This is a genomic window from Mesorhizobium sp. 131-3-5 (assembly GCF_016756575.1).
In the GTDB taxonomy this organism is placed as follows: Bacteria; Pseudomonadota; Alphaproteobacteria; order Rhizobiales; family Rhizobiaceae; genus Mesorhizobium; species Mesorhizobium jarvisii.
This window is the reverse complement of the sequence record NZ_AP023256.1, coordinates 23,220-41,648: the sequence shown is the minus strand read 5'-3', so window position 1 is coordinate 41,648 and position 18,429 is coordinate 23,220. Positions and strand designations below refer to the sequence as shown.

Genomic DNA, 18,429 nt, shown 5'->3' with positions numbered 1-18,429 from the left:
ACTACCGCGCAAATGGGCGCGATGACAATATCCATGGGTTTCTTTGAATCCTTTCAACCTTTCTGAGTCGTGCCTCTACCCAAGTTTCGGGTGCTTATGGATAAGCGGGAATGCATCGAGTGTGGACGGCAGCTTTGCGCCGCGTTTCGGACATTTGTCCTAGCCCGGTAGTTCATCAAGACCGGTCGTTTCTAACCAGTGTCACGAAGTGCGCTAAGACATTCTCCGCAGTTCGCTCCGCTGTGTTTCCCGTCACTCCCCACTGTGCAAAGTGTCCGTCAATGCACATGCGTGCGAGCCCGTAGACCAGCGCCCTCGCGGCGATCTGCGTCTCTGCTATGTCGTTTGACCGGAGCATGTCTCGTCGCTGAGCTTCTACCATTGCCCCTTCCATCAAAGCACGCACCGCTTCGTTATCGCGACGCAGCGACTCCGAACTATCCCAATCAATGAGGCTCCTAGCGGAGATGATTTGGAAATGGGTGGGGTTTCGAAGTGCCCAGCGCAAATAGGCCATTCCAACAGCGGCAAAGCGTTCAATCGAATCGTCCGTAGCGACATTTTTGACGGCGTTCGTAATCTCCGAGCGGAATCGGCTCATTGCCTGCTCCGCGACAGCCGTCATCAATGCGGTCTTACTCGCGAAATGACGGAAGGGTGCACCGGGGGAAACGCCCGCTCGCTTGGCGACTTCGCGCACGCTGACATTTTCGGCCCCGTCCTTCTCTATCAGTTGAACCGCAGCATCGATTAGCACCTGCCGCAGATTGCCGTGGTGGTAGCCAGTGCGGCTAGGCGTCTTGTCCTTTGGCATTTCGTCCTTCGTTCGTTTGAACTGCACAATGCATGCGTATCACCGATGCGGGCATGATGTAATCGCTGTTTACAACGAAGATGATAGGATGTAAGCAGTGATTACAAATGGGATCGGAACAGGCCTGCGACTTTCGCGGTTGCCGAACTCCCAGATGGAGGAGCTGAACATGTTCGCCAGAAACGCCGAAACTCACCCACTGCAATCGTCTATTTCGGTCCCCAGCCCAGCCGGAGAACCTCGGCCGGAGGTAAGCTTAAGCGCGGCTGTGACCAACGTTCCGCTTTATCGGCTTGCGTCCATCGCCGGAGTGGGAAGCGCACTTATTCTTCTGGTCAACGCGGCCAAGCGCAGCTCGGTCATCCCGACCACCGATTTGACGCAACTTCTGGCGCCCCTTGCAGAGATATTGGCGCTGGGTCTTGTCGTGGGTTTGTTTCTTGCTTCTGGACGGCGTGCTGGCCGGCTTGGCACTATCGCGTTTGTCCTCAATTTCGTTGCATTGGCAAGTTTGGAAGGAGTGGAAGTGGTGATCAATCTCGTATTTTCGAAACTTCCGCTGACAACCATCATCGACTTACGAGCCGGGCCATTGGGAGTCGCGCTAGTCGCCAGTTCGCTGCTTTTCTTGATTGGGACGTTTGCGTTCGTAATTTCTCTTGTCGTTGTAAGAAGCGTGCCACGCATTCCACTGGCGCTCTATCTCCTTGGCGCGGCGCCTATCGCCCTCCGTGCGTTCGTGCCGGAGTGGGCTCTCGACCTTGGCTTAATGGTTCTTGCGATAGCTATCGCTTGGTTGGCCGGCTGGCTGTGGAGAAGCGCGACCGCCATCGATGATCCCAATGTGCACTTAACGCGCGGTGCGCTGTGACCTCGCCGCCGATATCCAGGCGCACATGATCGACGATATTGGCTTGACGAAGGCCGAAGTCGAATCTGAATCATTCTGGCGATGACCGGGTCCTGACTTGGCCGGGCACTTGAAAGCTCTAACCATTGTCGGGTGCTCTCACGTCACCCTTTAGGTCCAGCCAGTGCGATGCCCACGCCAATTGTCCGCTCTTGAAGAGTTGCAGCTCGAAGCTGCGGCTCCGCTCTCGGCCCCAAAATGGTCGTCGAATAGTTCTGCAATTTGCGATCGATTGGCGGTCGCCGGCTGGCGAACTTCAGCTGGCGATGGGTATCATTCTAGATCTTGTCGGCAAGTATGACGCCGCTGATGCCGTAAGCGCGGCGCGTCTGTTCAACTGCCTCGGGCGTGACATCGATCAGCAACGCGATGATGTCGCCGTCGGGATGTTCCAGAACGTCGCCGAGCTCGGTCAGCGTCCAGCCAAGCGCACGCAGCCGTTTTGGCCAGAACGCCTCGCAGACCACACTGATCTGTCGAATCCCCAGGCTTTGTGCGGCCTCGAGCAGACCGCAAAGAACAAAGCCGGCGACCGGCGATGAGGCACCCTGCGTGCGGAGCGATGGAACGACGAAGAAGCGCGTCCATTCGAAAATCTCAGCCGCTCTCGGCGGCCTGCCGCCAGCGAGACCCGGGAAGACCTCGCTCATGAGATGCGGCTGCAGCGTCGGCACGAGGCGCGAGCCGCCTACGATCTTGCCATTGGTATCAAGCGCCAAGACATAAAGCGCATGTTCGTTATCGAAGGCATCGATCTCGATGTTGATCGGCCGGGCGACGGCGCGCCAGCGTCTCTGCTTCACGTAGATCTCGTACCGTATCCGAAAGTAGCGTTCCAGAACTTTCCTGTAGTGCTTCCTGTTATCCCAAGTGACCAGATGCATACGAACCATGACGCCTCCAGGCGGAGGGTCGTAGGAAAATCGACTTGCCGTACGTATGACGGTATTCAGGTATTGCTAAATCTGGATTTCCTGCCGTCGCAGCGCCTTGACAATGGCATGCGCCACGTTGATTGCATCGAGTTTGCCTCGAATGTTGCGCTGATGGCTTTCGACCGTGTTCCTGGTGACACCGAGGATACAAGCGATGTCATCGGTGGATTTGCCTTGCGCGCTCCACTCCAGGAGTTCGCGCTCGCGCGCCGTCAAGGGCGTCGGCTCATCGCGATCGCCGGGTGTTCCCAGCGCTGAGAGGCTGCGAAAGGTATGCACGCAAAGTGTCTCGATAAAGGGCATGGCGCTTGGCGGAACGTCCATCCGGTCACTCGCCATCGTGACGACGCCCGGCCCGGCCAACGGAACATGAATGGGGACACAGATACCTTCTTTCATCCCGAACTCGGCCGCCTCGTCCATGACCAGCTTCGCGCGTGGAACCAGCCTTGCGGCCGGCAGCTCGCCCCATCGGAAAGGCTCTGGCGAGTGCCGGCACTGGGCGACACAAGGATCGTGCAAAAAATACTCCTGGGCGACATAGCGACGATGCCATTCAGGCGACCAGCCATCTGCAAGAATCTCTCGCTGCCAGTCCGTGCCGTGCGGCACGGGCAGTCCGGTGATCAGAAAATTGCGCAATCCGTAATGCTCCATCGCCGCGCGGAACGCTTGAAGGATTGCATCGGCCGACCGTGCGGTGTCGATCTTCGTGATCGCCGCAAAAAGGTCGACAATAGTTTCGCTCTCCATCGACAGACCTCAACCAAAGTCAGGCCCTACCCCGCGAAACAACCTATGGCTGTCTAGATCCAATCTTCAATAGGAAGCGCATCGAATGTACACTGAAGGAGTCAATCCCATGTCACAGCGAAGAGACAAGTGAAAATCAGGTCAGCACTGCTTTATAGAAGGTTGGCTTCAATCGGTCGACTTTGAAGCGGCCGGTTTCGTCACCCGTATAGCTCGCTTGTTTGCCGGGCCTGCCGAAACCAACTCTTGCGGCTCGACATTCAACGCCTTGGCCAAAATTTCGACTGTATCCAGCGTGGCGTTGCGCCGGCCGGCCTCGACGCTGCTGATATAGGCACGCGTGCGGCCCGAAACGAAAGACAACTGCTCCTGAGAGAGTTTTCTCTCTCTCCGGAGCCGCTGCACGTTCAGGCCGAAAACGCCGCGAAGTTTCATCAAACAACGGATGCTACGACGCGCACTATGGTGCGACACACTATAGTGCACATTCCGCATTGACATCGCTGCTGTTGGCTGTTTGAAACAACCAGCGATTTCATCGTTTCCTGGATAAGGAATAGCCATGGCGAGCCGGCCGTTTCGCGACCTCGCACACGATATGTCCGCGCATCTCCCAGGCGAGCAAAACCGACCCGTTATGGACACAGGTCGCGTCCTGGAGTTCGTCTGCATCCGATGCAGCACTTCCTATCCCGCCGACGTCACCATCGACTCCAAGGGATGCGCGCGCTGCCAGGACACCGCGCCGGCAAATCTTGCGCCCGTCTATGCAGCTCCGCAGCCCGACCCTTTAGCCGGCGCCACCAGCTCGCGCTCGCTGTGGCGTTTTGCGCATATGCTGCCTTGCACAGAGGCGGAGGCGGTGAGCCTCGGCGAGGGGCTGACGCCTTTGCTTGCCGCGCCGCGCATCGGCGCGTTTCTCGGCGTGCCTGAGCTTGCAATCAAGGATGAAGGCCGAAACCCGACCTGGTCGCACAAGGACCGCTTCTCGACCATCGCGGTCAGCGTGGCGCGCGCGCGCGGCGCGAAAATCGTCGCGACCGCCTCATCTGGAAACGCCGGCGCCTCGCTGGCGGCCTACGCTGCCCGCGCCGGGTTGAAATGCGTCGTCACCACTTTCGCGGGATCGGCCGGCGCGATGCTGGCGCAGATCCGCAAATATGGCGCGACGGTCCTGCCCTTGGTCAGCAAGATGGACCGATGGTCGCTGCTTGAACAGGCAGCGGCCCGCTACGACTGGTTCATCGCGTCGCCCTATCACGGTCCGGTCGTCGGCAGCCACCCACTCGGCATCGAGGGTTACAAGACGATCGCCTACGAGATCGTCGAGCAGTCAAACGGGACGGCGCCAGACTGGTGCGTCCTGCCGGTCTGCTATGGCGATGCGTTGTCCGGCGTGTGGGCTGGCTTTTGCGAGCTGTTCACCCAAGGGTCGATCACGCGCCTGCCGCGTCTCGTCGCGGCGGAGGTGCATGGCTCGCTGGCGGACGCTCTGGCGAGCGGCACTGATGCGTTGAGTGAACACAAGATGCTGTTTGACAGCCTTGCCGTATCGATCGGTACGCCGCGCAGCACCTTCCAGGCGCTGAAGGCGCTGCGCGAATCCGGCGGGCACGCCGTCCCCGTCAGCAATCAGGGCCTGATCGCGATGCAGGAACGCCTTGCGCGGGACGAAGGGATCTTTGCCGAACTGGCGTCGGTCACGCCACTGATCGCCATATCGAAATTGAAGGACCAAGGTGTCATCGCAGCCACAGACCGTGTCGTGGCCGTCGTTACAGCCAGCGGTCTCAAGGACCTCGATCGGTCCGCCGGATCGAACGAACACGATCAGATCTTCCAGACGACGGACGATGCCTGGCGCTGGCTCGACAAGAACGGGCTGGATCTCGCTTCATAGATTTTCCGCCGCGCCAACAGCCGGTGGCACGTCGCTTGCTTCGCGCGTTTTCAGCACATCGTCGAGACTGCGACGCAGCCAGAGAAAGCGTGTCCATTGCGTCTCCGCGGCCGGTGCAATGGTGGTCAGCGTCCTTGGCTCGGACGGTTCCTTGCAGGGCCAGCCAGGCAGAGCGCTGAGCCATTCATCGTTGTAGACAGTCTCGGCATGGCGATGGCCTTCGTCAGGCATGATGACCGCCACTTGCGCATCCGGAAGGGTCGTTGCAACCCAATGCGCCACCAACGCGGCGGCGCCGCTGGTCGGCCCCATGAAGAGGCCGTGCTCGCGCAGCAAGCGGTGCGCGGTCCTATACGCCGGATAGGCGCCAACCCAATGGATCTCGTCGACAAGCTCATGCCTGACATTTTTCGGCAGAACGCTGTTGCCCAGGCCGCGAAGCATGCGTTTGCCGACGGGCTGTCCGAACAGGATGCTGCGATGGGTATCGACGGCAAACACCGTCAGATGCGGAAAGACCGTTCGCAAAAAGGACGCGGTGCCGCATAGCGAGCCGCCCGTACCGACGCAGCCGACCAGGCAGTCAACCTTGCCCATTGCCCGGATGAAAAGTTCGGCCAGCCGCGCATAGGCAAGCCAATTACCCGGACTGTCGTATTGGCGGGTCCAGAAGCCGTCCGGCTCGTTGGCCAGGATTTCCTGGAGGCGCTCCAGCCGGCCAGGCTGGTTGCCGTCGCCGCGCGGATCGTCAAGGGCGATGACCGTGGCGCCGATGCGCTCCAGGCGGGCTTTGTATTTGGCATCGATCAACGTTGAAGCGGTGACGAGTGTAAGGCGATAGTCACGCGCCGCCGCCAGCAGCGCGACCGCCATGCCGAACGTGCCCGATGTCGTCTCGACAATGTGGGAGCCTGCCTTCAGTTCGCCATTCGACGCTGCCCGATCCAGAATGAAGCGGGCCGGCATCAGCTTCATCAGCGGAAACGCCGCGGCCACTAGATTTGGCGCAAGGCGCGCAAGACGCGGGGTCTCAAGATCCCTGAAATAGTCCACGTCGAGGGTCACCATGACCAGCCCTCCGCATTGACCAGATGGACTTCGACATCCTTGAAGCCGGCACGTCTTATCTGCTGCGCAACCAGGGCCGCCCGTCGCTTCAGATTCGATGCGAAAAGATCGAAGATCAGGCCGAACAACGAACCGCTATGGGCGACCTGCACCCCGCACGCCCCGCCCCGTCTGGCAATCTCGGCGATCTCGTTGAAGCCCTGTTTTGGCAAGTGCCGTTGACTGATCAGGGCACTGGCCGAGGCGGCGCGTCCGAGAAGATAGGGATCTTGAAGGCGAACCGCCCGCGCCACCAGCGCCCGCAGCACGCCGAATTCCTGGATCTCGGCACTGTCGTAGCGTGCGGGCGGCAGCTGCAATGTATCGACCGGAACCCCGCCATTTGCCTTGAAGCCGACCAGAAGCAGCGGCGGCAGCGAGCCTCCGAAATTCTCGATCACCTTGCCTTCGCGTTGCGCGAAAAGCACCGCGTGATCATCGAAGGCGATCGCGTCGCTGGCGCGCTCGGCAGCCACGGCCAGACGCCCGATGCTTGACGGCCGCAACTGGACGTTAACGGCTGCGGCGACAGCGCGAATGGAAGCGACAACGTCAGCCGTCGATGAGCCGTAGCCGTGCCCCACGGGGATTGCGCTTTGAAGCGTCAGCTCGCCACAGCCAGTGACGTTCAAGAAATCGAGCGTGAGCCGCGCGGCTGCCGCCGCTTTGACCTTATGGTCGGGAGTGACGACGACCGCATCGCCGTCACTCCTGTCAAAGCGCGCCTCCGATTTCAAGCCGGCGATCGGCAGTGTCACGAGCCCGCGATGAAGACTCCCGTCATCATCCTTGAAGACGCCCTGGATGAGCTCGCCATGATGCGCTATCGCAATCGCCGTACCAACCGGCGACGGCAGCGCTCCACGGCTCATGAGATCGCCGGCCTCAGCCATTTTCATCTTTCCCCAGGCTTTCTCGCCACGCGGGAAGATGGCGCCGACGACTGACGGCCGCTCTCAAGGAATTCCGGTATTGACGGCTTCCTGTTGTACCTGCAGGGGACGAGGCGATGCTGGCCGATCGTCAGGCGGCGGAGCCGAGGTGCCTCAGCGGCCGGCCGGCCGAAACCGATTGCGCCGCAGCCATGATGCCTTGCGCATCGATCCCGTAATACCGGTAGAGGTCCGCGATCGTACCGGTCTGGCCAAAATGCTCGACGCCGAGCGCGCGCGTGCGATGGCCATGGACCGAACCCAGCCAGGCGAGCGTCGCGGGATGCCCGTCCAGCACCGTCACGATGGCGCATGAGGCGGGCAGACCAGCCAGCAGGCGCTCGACATGGCTGGTGGCGCGGGGATGGCCATACTGGCGCGCCCGCGCCGCGGCAGACCAGCCGGCGTTCAGCCGATCGGCCGAGGTCACGGCCAGAAGCCCGACATCGCGCCGGTCACCCGCCATCAGCCCCAATGCCTGGACAGCTTCCGGCGCGACAGCTCCCGAATAGGCGATCACCACAGCGGCATTCGGCCCGGGTTTGCGCAGCCAGTAGGCGCCATCGACGATGGCGCGCGCCAGCGGATCCTCCATCTGGCGTGACGGCTGCTCGATCGATCGCGTGGACAGCCTGAGGTAGACTGAACCTCCGGTCTGGTCGCGCAGCCAGCTGTGGTTGTCGGGCTCGGCCTCGCCGGAGCGCTGGATATAGTCGAATGCCCAACGCAGGATGACTGCCAGCTCGTCGACATAGGCCGGCTCGAACGCCGCCAGGCCGTCTTGCGCCATGCCGATCAGCGGCGTGGCGATCGACTGATGCGCTCCTCCCTCGGGCGCCAGTGTCACGCCTGATGGCGTCGCCGCCAGGATAAAGCGTGCATCCTGATAGCAAGCATAGTTGAGCGCATCGAGACCACGCTCGATGAAGGGGTCGTAGAGCGTTCCTACCGGAAGCAGGCGCTCGCCGTGAAGCGTGTGCGACAGACCCAGCGCCGACAGCATCGTGAAGAGGTTCATCTCCGAGATGCCCAGTTCGAGATGCTGTCCCGACGGCGAAAACGTCCAGTTGAAGGTAGAGGGAATGCGCTCTTCCCGGAAGAGGTCTGCCTGTCCGCCGCGCGCGAACAGGCCCCGCCTGTTCACCCAGGCCCCGAGATTGGTCGAGACCGTGACGTCCGGAGACGTGGTCACGACACGCTTGGAAAAATCGCTGTCTGACTTGGCGATCTCGTGCATCAAGAGGCCGAAGCCCTGTTGTGTCGACATGGAGGCCTGTGCGCCCCAGGGGATCTGCGGCACGGGTACGGCTGGAGTTTTATGGCGACGGGTAGCTGCCTGCGCGAAAGGCGACGACGCCAGATAGGACCGGATCACGGCCTCATCGTATGCAAGGCCCTCGAACAGGTCCCATTCACGCCCCTCGCGTACACCCATGCCTTGCCGCAGCGCGTCGACCTGCGCCGGCGTCATCAATCCGGCGTGATTGTCTTTGTGGCCGGCGAGCGGCAGGCCGAAGCCCTTGATCGTATAGGCGATGAAACAGGTCGGACGATCATGACCGCGCGCTTGCTCGAAGGCATCGATGATGCTTGCCAGATCGTGGCCGCCAAGGTTTGCCATTAAGGCGGCAAGGTCGTCGTCGCTTCGCTTCTCGATCAGGCGGGTCACCGGTCCTTGGTCCCCCAGGTCATCCAGAAGGCGCCGGCGCCACGCGGCGCCGCCCTGGAAGGTCAGCACCGAATAGAGCTGGTTGGGGCATGCATCGATCCACGACCGCAGCTTTTCGCCGCCCTCTTCGGCGAACGCCGCCTGTTGCAATGTCCCATGTTTGAGGATCACCACGTCCCAGCCGAAGTTTCGAAAGATGGATTCGAAGCGCAGCCACAAGCCTTCGCGCACCACCGCATCAAGGCTTTGCCTGTTGTAGTCGACGACCCACCAGGTGTTTCGCAGGCCGTGCTTCCAGCCTTCGAGAAGAGCCTCGAAGATATTGCCTTCATCCATTTCGGCGTCGCCGAGAAGGGCCACCATCCGACCTTCCGGCTGGTCCGCGTTCCAGCCTTTGGCCCTGACATAGTCCTGGACCAGCGAGGAGAACAAGGTCTGCGCCACGCCCAGTCCGACCGACCCGGTCGAGAAATCGACATCGTCGATATCCTTGGTTCGTGACGGGTAGGACTGCGCGCCGCGATAGCCGCGAAAATTCTGCAGCTGCTCGAGCGTCTGCCTGCCGAACAGATACTGGATGGCATGGAAGACGGGGCTCGCATGCGGCTTGACGGCAACGCGGTCTTCAGGCCTGAGGATCTGAAAGTAGAGCGCCGTCATCAAGGTCGACGCGGACGCCGACGACGCCTGATGACCGCCGACCTTGAGGCCGTCCTGCGACCCGCGAACATGATTGGCATGATGGATCATCCAGACAGCCAGCCACAGAACCTTGCGTTCAAGCTCGGAAAGGATCGTCATCGTCGGCTCCCGTGAAATCGCGCTCAAAGATAGCGGCCAAGGTCTGTCAAAAGTGGCTATTCTTGCGCAAGCTTATCGATGATATTGGCTGATCCAGCCAAAAATGACGCCCACATGAGGGAAACGTGCCAAATCCGACGCTCGATGCAATCGACCTGAAAATCATCGCCGCGCTGCAGAAGAACGCAAAGGCGACGACGAACGACCTGGCTGAAGCCGTCGGCCTTTCGCCTTCACCATGCGCCCGGCGCGTGAGGCTCCTGGAGAGCGCCGGCGTCATCAAAGGTTACACCGTGGTCCTCGACCAGAAGAAGCTCGGCCTGCCGATCAGCGCTTTCGCGTCGATCAAGCTTGAACGGCAACGCGAGGACGATCTCGACCGCTTCTCCCAGGCGGTGCTGCGCTGGCCAGAGGTTGTCGACTGCTATCTGATGACCGGCCAGCGCGATTACCTGATGCGCATCGTGGTGCGCGACCTCGAGGCCTATGAGCGGTTCATCAAGGACAAGCTGACGCGGCTGGACAACATCGCCTCGATAGAAAGCAGCTTCGCCCTGGGGCAGGTCAAGCGGTCGGAGGTCCTGCCTGCCTAACCGACCGGTAGTCTCCAGCGGGCGGAACGCCTTCTGCTTGTCTTGGTGGTCAGCACAGTGCGCCAGTTCGGCTTCTCGAAGACGCTGACGACACGTTGTTGCAGGCTTGTCGGTCATCGCTAAGCCATGCGCGTTCGTATGTTGCGCTGATATTAGCATGAGCGCATGTATTCCAGCCGGCATTCTGCGCAAAGCCGGTCAAACAACCGCTGGAGCACGTCCAGATGCTCGGGCTCAAACACTCCGCCACAACTAGCGAGAGGCATCACAATGCGCCTCGATAACCCACGCAACTAATTTACTCTCGGCACAGGCTCGGAAAGGTCGAATCGGTAAATTTGTATGGAACCGTACCATGTTCGGGCGATCATTTCCCTGAATGTAGACGAAGCCCGCACTCTCTGGCGGAGAGAGCGCGGGCCGATCGGAGTCCGATCTTCGACAAGGGGGCGCGGGCACCCGCTCTGCCGCGTGAGTCAATCTTTAGGAATGACTAATGTTCCGCAGGGATCCTGGCCGCCGCGACGGGGGTGCTGATCGGTTTCATCTGCCCTCAATACAAGAAAGGTCTCATTGTCCGCCGCCCAAAGCTAAAGCAAGAATATTCGACACTAGATGCGGCGGGGTTCAATCGACTGATGGCAGCAGAGGGCGGGATCCAAAGCTGTTTTGCCTCAGTTGACTTCGATAATTTTCGTCGACCACTTTTTGGCGGGCGGCCGGCGCGTTTTCACCGGAGCTGGCCTCTCCGTGGGTTGTGCCGAGGAAAGACGGAGCGCCCGCAATCGCGCCGTCTTTGCATTTCGTGCCAGCGTTTCCGCCTCAATCAACAACTTCGCCTCTCGATCGGCGCGCTCGATGCGCTCTTTGTCGATCCGTCGTTGGGTCAAGATAGCCTCCCTGGCTAACTGGCCTATAAAATTATCGCTTGCTAAAATTGTTCCTTCGCTGGTTTCCAGCGGACAGTTTGTGAGCGCCCCAGCGATATTGTAGCCCGCAAAATCGTTTGGCCCCTCCGCGCAGCTTCATTTGGCACCAGCTTTAAAGGTTTTGAAACCTGACAAGAAGGATGTTTTTTGTTCGTGTCGCCGCCCAATTCGGAGCTACCGCCATGACGCAGCCGATGGAAGAGTACATACGATTTCAAACTGCGAATGAGGCCTTGCGGCAGGCGCGAGCGCTAGGAGCTACCGGTGACCTAGCCGCCGCCTTCAGGCCGCTTCCTGAACGACTATGCGGGTTTGTTCTTTTCTCCCCGCCACCCGCGAGGCGAAGCCCTTGCCCCATTCATTCAGCCAGTTTTCCCAGCCGTAGAAGGTCAAGGCAGCAATAGGGATCACGCAAGCCAGCGTCAGTCCCAGCGCCAGTGCATAGGTTTCAACTGGGCCTAGTCCCAACGCGTGAAGGTGCTGGTACACCGTAGATCTGTAGGCTAGCACAACAATTACCGGGCTGTGCACAAGATAGATGGAATAGCTGATATTGCCGAGCCACACGGTTGCCGTGTTGACCAGCAGCCTGAGCGGGAGAAGGTAGAGCCCCACCAAGAGGCACCCAAACATCGGCCCTTGCCAATAGATGGCCGGGCCGAATGGGACCAAGCCATGGATAATCACATAGAACTGAAGCGGCACCGAAGCCAGCAGGAGAGCGCCGATCACTCGTTTATGTTTCCATTCGCCAGCAGCCCGGACCATATAAAACGCGATGATCCCGAACATGAACATCGGCGCCAACCCAAAGATGGACTGATTTATGTACGAGGCGGAGTCGGCCACCAAGTTCCCGATGACAGATCGAAAAGCCGCGGCGACTAAGAAGGCAACAACGAGCGCCCGAATGGCCAACGTCACACTTTTGGTTCTGGCATATATGAAGGGAAACATCACGTAGAACGCCATTTCCACGCCAATCGTCCAGCCCGCCAGGACCATCGCCGTTTGATATCCGCTGCCTGGAATGAAGTTGAAGACGAAAAATATGTTCGCGGCTAGCGCACTCCATCTGAAAGGAAAGATGCGCATCAGGCGTGTCACGATGATCAAGAGGTAGAATAGCGGAGCTATCCGAAAAAAACGCCGCAGCATGAACCCTAGATAGGGCCTTTCTTCTTTGTCATGCTTCGGCATTGTAAGGCAAAGCGAAAACGCGCTCACGAGGAAGAACAGATTAACGCCCATAACGCCGTTTCCGACGAACCCCTCTGCCCACCATGGAAGCGCCAAATGCGGATTAGGCATATGGGCTACATGGACCATCACGACCCATAGAGCAGCCATCCCGCGCAGGGCGCTGAGATAGGGAAAGCGATCCGGCCGTTTGATCTGCGTCGTCAATTTGGACACCCGGCGAGCCCCCGCCAGATGCATTGCTCCTACAGGGATTGGAATTTTGACGCAACGGTTGAGATCGTCGGCCAGCATGTGATATTGCCCATCAGCATGATGACCAAGTTGAACAAAACAGAGATGCTCGCCGTCTGTCTGGCCGCGCTGGTACTTCTAACCTAGATCATCAACTACCCCAATCGAGACAGTGCCCAGGGACGGCGAGTGGCATTATTCCTATGCCAGAAAGCCCGTCTTTATTCAGGATGGAACCACGGCAACGGGCACTGTTATGACCCGGTGGGGTGGAAGTTCTTGGGAACACCGGTCACCGCACAGAGATGAGGCAATGGCGCTGGATACCGCTCCTGTCCTCGGGCCTAGTGCTCAATAGACCGCAAGTCAGAAATGATCGGGCTACTGCCGCTGACGTTAGACCGCAGCCCCATGAACCCGCCGAGATAGGGCGTTGTGAGCGCCACCGTGCCGAGCAGCGGCCCATTATAGACCTTGAGGCTGCTGGAGCCCGGGTCAATGACAAGCCGATATTGCTTGGAGACCCCACTGAAATCCGCCGCATTGACTGCGGTGGCCGTGTAGGTGTTTTCCCCGGTCAACTGATAGACCGTGACAAATCCGGTCGAGGCCGCACAGCCGACGCCGACGCCCATGCGAGCTTTCATGCCTGTCGCGCCGGTCGGCGGGGCGGTGTTGACTCCGTGCAGAACGAATTGTGTATCCTTCGCGAAGGTGGCGGCGAAGGTGATGTCTATGCCTTCCGTCGCGATTAGGCGAGAAATGGGAAGCTCGTCCCACAATTCCACAGCATCGGCGCCATTGGCGAAGATCGTGACACTTTGGCCGCCAAGAAGATCCTTGTGCCGGTCAAAGCCAGTCACCGTAGTTCTGCCGAACGACTTCTTGACCGACGATCGGCGCGTCCGGACGTAGCTGAGGCCAAGTGCGGCGGCCCCTGCACCCGATGATAGTGTCACCATGTGCAGCCCGACGGGGACGTTCCGCGCGACGCAAACCTCGTGGTCCTGCACGAACTCGCTGCCAGTCAGGCTGATCGCGGACTGCTGATTGATACTTCCGACGGTGACGCCTTGGTCGAAGCCCACACCGACGCTGGTCAGGCCGCCGCTCCAAATCGGATATCCAATCCAAATGTCGAGCCCTGGCTCATCCAGCTTCACCAGAGCTCTGAGGCTCTTCGGGTGGTTGATGGCATCGGAAATCTGTTGGAAACCGGTTCGTGTAGCCTCGGCGATAAGCGGGGTATTCGCCGGGGTGATATTCACCGTCCCCTCGACGCAAGACATAAACTGGGCGTTCCCTCCGTGATTGACGGAGACACAATCGAAATTCACGGGCAGCGAATTCGCCTCAACGGCATCGACGCACCTGAGAGTGCGCAGCTCTGCCTTGACGCCTCCGGCAAGAAATATCGTTGCGGGCAAAGGGCGTCTCTCGCCCCGGCCGACTTCCTCGAGGCGCATCGCCCGATATCGTGCATCGAGGTCGACCGCGACCGGTTCAGACGCATGGTGGCCGTCTGCACGGCAGGAGGCGTCGATATCGGGGAATGGATGGTCAGGAAGGGCTATGCGGTCGACTGGCCGAGATACAGCGCTGGCTTCTATGCCAAGGCTGAGACTGACGCGAGGATCGCCAAGCGCGGCCTGTGGGCTGGAGCGTTCGACCGCCCTGGGAATGGCGCAAACAGATGACTGTTCAATAGGCGCCCGGTTGTGCGTGCGGTCGATCACCCCCTGGCGCGCGTAGAGAGATAGGCTGTCCTGTCATCTTTTGCCCATTTGCCTAGGCTAGGCTGTTTTCACGGCGGGCTTTGGAGGAGGTCGATCTGATGACGACAAGCCTTGCCGGCACCCTGAAAAACCGCGGCAAACAGATGGCCAAACGCCTGCTTGGCTATGATTCCCGAAACTGGCTGCGTATCCGCCAGATCGAGGCGTTCACCGTCTTTCTGGAAGCCGGCAACCGCAAGGCCTCTGACGTCATCGAGATCTCGCCGGGCTGGAACCGCTATTGGCGGGCGATGTGCCCCAACTATCGCTCGGTCGATTTCCCGGCCTTCGACATCTGCAAGGACCGCACCGAGGAACAATATTCGATCGTCATTGCCGACCAGGTGCTGGAACATGTCCAGCGGCCGCACGCAGCGGTGCAAAACATCCACGCCATGACCCGGCCTGGCGGCTGGGCGATGGTGGCGACACCCTTCCTGTTCCGGGTCCATGCCCGGCCGCACGATTACAACAGGTGGACGCCCGCCGGCCTCAAGCAGGTGATGGTCGAGGGCGGCTTCCCCGAAGCCAACGTGAAGGTCCATGGCTGGGGCAACAAGGCGTGCGCCCGGGCTCACATCGGTGGCCCGGTACGCGCCTACGGCTTGTGGCGAGACCTCAGCAACGACGAGGAATACCCGCTAATGGTCTGGGCCTTCGCAAAGAAGGAGCCAGTGGCCTCTCAATAATTGCCGTTGTAGTACCGGTCGTCGCAAGGTGCCGTGTAGATGCGGCCGTAGCGGTCCTGGTATCGACACATTTCTTCGCCGCGGCGCTGCGGCGTAGTGGCGGAACCGACGACGGCGCCAAGCAGCGCGCCGCTCGCCGCGCCGATGACCGTGCTCTTGGTGTTGCCACCGATCGCCTGGCCGACGAGTGCGCCACCGGCGCCGCCGATGAGCGCGCCGGTGGTAGCCCGCTGCTGGCCTTCGGTCTGCGACTGGCAGCCGGCAAGTGCGGCGGTCAGCAGCAATGCGGCTATGGCTTTGTGAAAGGTCATGTGAAGTCTCCCTTAAACGTCTGAAATCCCTATCGATCGTCCCGTGAGGCCGCATTGCGGCGGAACGGGGGCGCACACTCTCACGAAGTGAGTCAGGGTTTCCCATGAGTTGAAAGCCATGGTTTCCAAAGCGCAAAGGAAACGGGCATACCCGCTGATCTCAACGGCCGATATAGTTGCGCACGGATGGATGCGGCCGACGGCTCGCATTCGAAGCAAACTCGACATGTTTTCCTAACCAAATCGCAGGCGGTACAGGCTCCTATTATCAGGTCTGAGTACCATGGCCCGCGCGATGGACAAAGCAACCACACCCCCCGAGTTTGAAAGGCGAAGGGCTCGCGCTGCTCAATACCTGCGCATGTCGACGGAGAGGCAGATCTACTCCATCGACAATCAAAGGGACGCGATCCGTAACTATGCAGAGGTCATGGGTTACGACATCGTTGCCACGTATGAAGATCCAGGCCGAAGCGGGCTCAGCATCTTGGGGCGCCCGGGCTTGAAGCGACTGATCGAAGATATCGAAAGCCGGCGGGCCGATTTCGAAACTGTCGTGGTCTATGACGTCAGCCGATGGGGACGCTTTCAGAATACTGATGAAAGCGCCTCTTATGAATACCGATGCCAAAGAGCCGGAGTGCGGATCGAATTCTGCGCTGAGCTATTCGTCAACGATGGGAGCATTGGGTCCGATGTTCTGAAGGCCATCAAGCGCAGCATGGCTGCGGAGTACAGCCGAATGCTGTCGAATAGGGTCTTTGCCGGTCAAAGCCGAATAGTCAAACTGGGTTTCAGCGGAGGCGGCCCTGCAGGCTATGGGTTGAGGCGCCTTCTCGTCGACGGCTCTGGAAATCCCAAGGCAATCCTCCACCGTGATGAGCGAAAAGGCCTGGCCAGCGACCGAGTCGTTCTCGTCCCCGGGCCTGAAAATGAGGTGTCAACCGTCCGATGGATATTCAACCAGTTCGTGAAGAAAGGAAAAACGGCAGTCGAAATTGCGTCTGCTCTAAACGCGCGCGGCCTGGTCACCGAGTTTGGCCGGCCTTGGACCGGAGCGTGCGTAGGCACGATACTGGCCAGCGAGAAATATGTCGGCAACATTGTATGGAACCGAATATCCCACAGGCTTCTGCAAAACCGGCTGAGAAATCCGCCAAGCGCATTGGTTCGCGCCGACAACGTCATCGAACCGCTGGTACCCCGGGCGCTGTTCGATCGTGCGCAAGCTATCAGGCGGGCGCGCACTTACCTCAGACCCGATGAAGAGTTGCTGGCCGACCTGACCAAGCTTTTGAAAGAACGGGGAAGGCTGTCGAGCCCAATCATTGATGCCGCTCCAGGCTGTCATTCAGCCAGCATTTACGCGCATCGCTTTGGAAGCATGAACGCCGCCTACCAGTTGATCGGATACGACGGGTCGGCGAACTATCGGAAACTCGACATCAGAAGGCGGCTCATTCAGATTCGGCAGCAAACAATCGAGAACTTGATGTCGGACATCGACGGGGTCGGGGGCTCAGCGCTGTACGATCCCCAAACAAAGATTATGCGTGTCAATGATGAATTCTCCGTGGCGATTTGGACTGCGCAATATCGGATGAACGTCACCGGTTTTCCACGCTGGCCGTTCTGGAAGCGGGGTCTCATCGGGCCAGAGGTAACGATTTTGATCAGGATGGAGTCCGATAATCAGACCGTTCGTGACTTCCTGATCGCACCCGCTCATGAAGCGCAGTCTGCCCTTCACATGCTCAAGGCCGACAATGGCGTGCGCCTTGATGCCTTCCTCTTCGCTTCGCTTGATCCTGTGGTTGAGATGGCGAGACGAGAACCAATGCCGGCAAATATATGAGAACTACGAAAGCCGGGCTTCGCGACTTCGTCACAAACAATCGGCATGCCATTCGGCTGACGGTAGATTCGCGGGCGCCGATGAACCCGCTGCGTGTCTCCGGTTTGTTGAAGACCTACAGGCGCCAAGTCGACAATATGCAGGAATTCATCAGGGAAGCCGACGCGGTGAAACACCAGATGGAAAGCGTCGTCGATGCCTTTCGTCATGTCCTGCGCATCGCTGCATTTCGAGGATTGCTTCAATCGAATGGCTTCGCAACGCCTCCTTCGATCTTGATGCAAAATTCGCCCGAGGCCGGGGTGAAAGCAGGTATCGGCGAAGACCGGCAGATTTCCTTGCCGCGCGTCGACGAGCCGCTTGTCGAAGGCATCTGCCTCGAAGCTCTCGACATGCTGAACGATTTCGGCGCCCCCTTGAAGATTTTCGGCTTGTTACGAGAGGTCGTGCCGGGCCGGCAGGTTGAAATTGTCCGGCTGATGCTCGCGATGAACCGCGTGGAATTTCGAGTAGCGAGGCTCTTGATCGAGCTCACCCCACGATCACAACTCACCAATCCCTTGGCTCGCAGAAAAAGATACGAGGGTATTTCCCCTGCGCAAATGGCCGCCATGGAAGCCGACATTGCCGAGGTCAGCCATGACTATCTGAGCGCTGCCAGCACCCACGGCTCAGAAATGCTAAACCTGATCGCCGCTACGAGCTATTTCGACCGACTGCTGAACAACCCCAAGCTGGTTCGATATCTAGCGCGCAATTTCGCGAGGCAACTGGAGGTGTTTCAGAACTTGCTCGACTTCCGCGAGGCTCGATACAAGAAACACCCGCCGCAGGCCGGGTCGTGAGCGGTCGGTCAGCAGCATGCCTGGCCGGCGCCGGATGGCGGCGTGCCAGGCCGCTTGGCTCACCACCGCGTCCGGCGTTCGACAGATGGTTTCGAGATGCGTCTTCTCCTCCCGATCCCAAACCTCGATCCGGAAATTGTCTTCGGCAGTGTCCACCATCTAGGGACGCTCTGAGTG

18 protein-coding genes are annotated in these 18,429 nt (G+C 59.7%); 7 read left to right on the top strand and 11 right to left on the bottom strand.

Annotation, left to right across the window (positions count from 1 at the left end):
* Positions 1 to 175 precede the first annotated feature (175 nt).
* Positions 176 to 814: a TetR/AcrR family transcriptional regulator gene (locus JG747_RS35785; RefSeq protein ID WP_064982126.1), complete on the bottom strand. Its 639-nt coding sequence runs from the start codon at positions 812 to 814 to the stop codon at positions 176 to 178.
* Positions 815 to 983: 169 nt separating this feature from the next.
* On the opposite strand from JG747_RS35785, the gene JG747_RS35780 reads away from it, so the two are divergent.
* Positions 984 to 1,685 (top strand): hypothetical protein, encoded by a 702-nt coding sequence (locus JG747_RS35780; protein ID WP_244748520.1) that lies wholly within the window; start codon positions 984 to 986, stop codon positions 1,683 to 1,685.
* Positions 1,686 to 2,002: 317 nt separating this feature from the next.
* On the opposite strand, the gene JG747_RS35775 is transcribed toward JG747_RS35780, so the two are convergent.
* The 3 genes from JG747_RS35775 to JG747_RS35765 form a co-directional block, all read right to left on the bottom strand.
* Positions 2,003 to 2,617 carry an acyl-homoserine-lactone synthase gene (locus JG747_RS35775; RefSeq protein WP_064982049.1) on the bottom strand — a complete coding sequence of 205 codons (615 nt, stop codon included), beginning with the start codon at positions 2,615 to 2,617 and terminating at the stop codon, positions 2,003 to 2,005.
* 66 nt (positions 2,618 to 2,683) lie between these two features.
* Positions 2,684 to 3,412, bottom strand: a complete 729-nt coding sequence (locus tag JG747_RS35770) for a LuxR family transcriptional regulator (protein WP_064982051.1) — start codon at positions 3,410 to 3,412, stop codon at positions 2,684 to 2,686.
* A gap of 168 nt (positions 3,413 to 3,580) precedes the next feature.
* Complete coding sequence (locus JG747_RS35765) at positions 3,581 to 3,847, bottom strand: helix-turn-helix domain-containing protein (RefSeq protein WP_064982052.1); 267 nt, start codon at positions 3,845 to 3,847, stop codon at positions 3,581 to 3,583.
* A 202-nt stretch (positions 3,848 to 4,049) separates the two neighbouring features.
* On the opposite strand from JG747_RS35765, the gene JG747_RS35760 reads away from it, so the two are divergent.
* On the top strand, positions 4,050 to 5,312 hold the full coding sequence (locus tag JG747_RS35760) for a threonine synthase (protein WP_199202000.1): 1,263 nt from the start codon (positions 4,050 to 4,052) through the stop codon (positions 5,310 to 5,312).
* Here JG747_RS35760 and JG747_RS35755 read toward each other — a convergent pair.
* The 3 genes from JG747_RS35755 to JG747_RS35745 form a co-directional block, all read right to left on the bottom strand.
* The gene (locus JG747_RS35755) at positions 5,307 to 6,380 is read right to left on the bottom strand and encodes a PLP-dependent cysteine synthase family protein (protein WP_064982056.1); all 1,074 of its coding nucleotides are present in this window, start codon (positions 6,378 to 6,380) and stop codon (positions 5,307 to 5,309) included. The genes JG747_RS35760 and JG747_RS35755 overlap by 6 nt on opposite strands.
* Positions 6,374 to 7,318, bottom strand: a complete 945-nt coding sequence (locus tag JG747_RS35750; protein WP_199201999.1) for a GHMP family kinase ATP-binding protein — start codon at positions 7,316 to 7,318, stop codon at positions 6,374 to 6,376. Before JG747_RS35750 ends, JG747_RS35755 begins: the two co-directional genes overlap by 7 nt.
* A 124-nt stretch (positions 7,319 to 7,442) precedes the next feature.
* Positions 7,443 to 9,821: a pyruvate dehydrogenase (acetyl-transferring), homodimeric type gene (locus tag JG747_RS35745; protein WP_199201998.1), complete on the bottom strand. Its 2,379-nt coding sequence runs from the start codon at positions 9,819 to 9,821 to the stop codon at positions 7,443 to 7,445.
* Positions 9,822 to 9,946: 125 nt separating this feature from the next.
* On the opposite strand from JG747_RS35745, the gene JG747_RS35740 reads away from it, so the two are divergent.
* Entirely contained in the window at positions 9,947 to 10,414 is a 468-nt protein-coding gene (locus JG747_RS35740) for an Lrp/AsnC family transcriptional regulator (protein WP_019863741.1), read from the top strand.
* A 674-nt stretch (positions 10,415 to 11,088) separates the two neighbouring features.
* Here JG747_RS35740 and JG747_RS35735 read toward each other — a convergent pair.
* From JG747_RS35735 to JG747_RS37745, 3 genes are all read right to left on the bottom strand, one after another.
* Positions 11,089 to 11,304 carry a hypothetical protein gene (locus JG747_RS35735; RefSeq protein WP_080643897.1) on the bottom strand — a complete coding sequence of 72 codons (216 nt, stop codon included), beginning with the start codon at positions 11,302 to 11,304 and terminating at the stop codon, positions 11,089 to 11,091.
* Between the two features lie 321 nt (positions 11,305 to 11,625).
* The gene (locus JG747_RS35730; RefSeq protein WP_120145560.1) at positions 11,626 to 12,837 is read right to left on the bottom strand and encodes an acyltransferase family protein; all 1,212 of its coding nucleotides are present in this window, start codon (positions 12,835 to 12,837) and stop codon (positions 11,626 to 11,628) included.
* Between the two features lie 284 nt (positions 12,838 to 13,121).
* Complete coding sequence (locus JG747_RS37745; protein ID WP_342216830.1) at positions 13,122 to 13,640, bottom strand: hypothetical protein; 519 nt, start codon at positions 13,638 to 13,640, stop codon at positions 13,122 to 13,124.
* Between the two features lie 99 nt (positions 13,641 to 13,739).
* On the opposite strand from JG747_RS37745, the gene JG747_RS37740 reads away from it, so the two are divergent.
* On the top strand, positions 13,740 to 14,474 hold the full coding sequence (locus JG747_RS37740) for a thermonuclease family protein (RefSeq protein WP_342216829.1): 735 nt from the start codon (positions 13,740 to 13,742) through the stop codon (positions 14,472 to 14,474).
* Between the two features lie 137 nt (positions 14,475 to 14,611).
* The gene (locus tag JG747_RS35715; protein WP_199202038.1) at positions 14,612 to 15,241 is read left to right on the top strand and encodes a class I SAM-dependent methyltransferase; all 630 of its coding nucleotides are present in this window, start codon (positions 14,612 to 14,614) and stop codon (positions 15,239 to 15,241) included.
* Here JG747_RS35715 and JG747_RS35710 read toward each other — a convergent pair.
* A complete protein-coding gene (locus tag JG747_RS35710) occupies positions 15,235 to 15,552 on the bottom strand; it encodes a YMGG-like glycine zipper-containing protein (RefSeq protein ID WP_019863671.1) in 318 nt (105 codons plus the stop codon). The genes JG747_RS35715 and JG747_RS35710 overlap by 7 nt on opposite strands.
* Positions 15,553 to 15,835: 283 nt before the next feature.
* On the opposite strand from JG747_RS35710, the gene JG747_RS35705 reads away from it, so the two are divergent.
* Together JG747_RS35705 and JG747_RS35700 are read left to right on the top strand one after the other, a co-directional pair.
* Positions 15,836 to 17,407: a recombinase family protein gene (locus JG747_RS35705; RefSeq protein ID WP_244748516.1), complete on the top strand. Its 1,572-nt coding sequence runs from the start codon at positions 15,836 to 15,838 to the stop codon at positions 17,405 to 17,407.
* Positions 17,404 to 18,252, top strand: coding sequence for a plasmid partitioning protein RepB C-terminal domain-containing protein (locus JG747_RS35700; protein WP_244748515.1), 849 nt, complete (start codon positions 17,404 to 17,406; stop codon positions 18,250 to 18,252). Before JG747_RS35705 ends, JG747_RS35700 begins: the two co-directional genes overlap by 4 nt.
* Positions 18,253 to 18,429 lie beyond the last annotated feature (177 nt).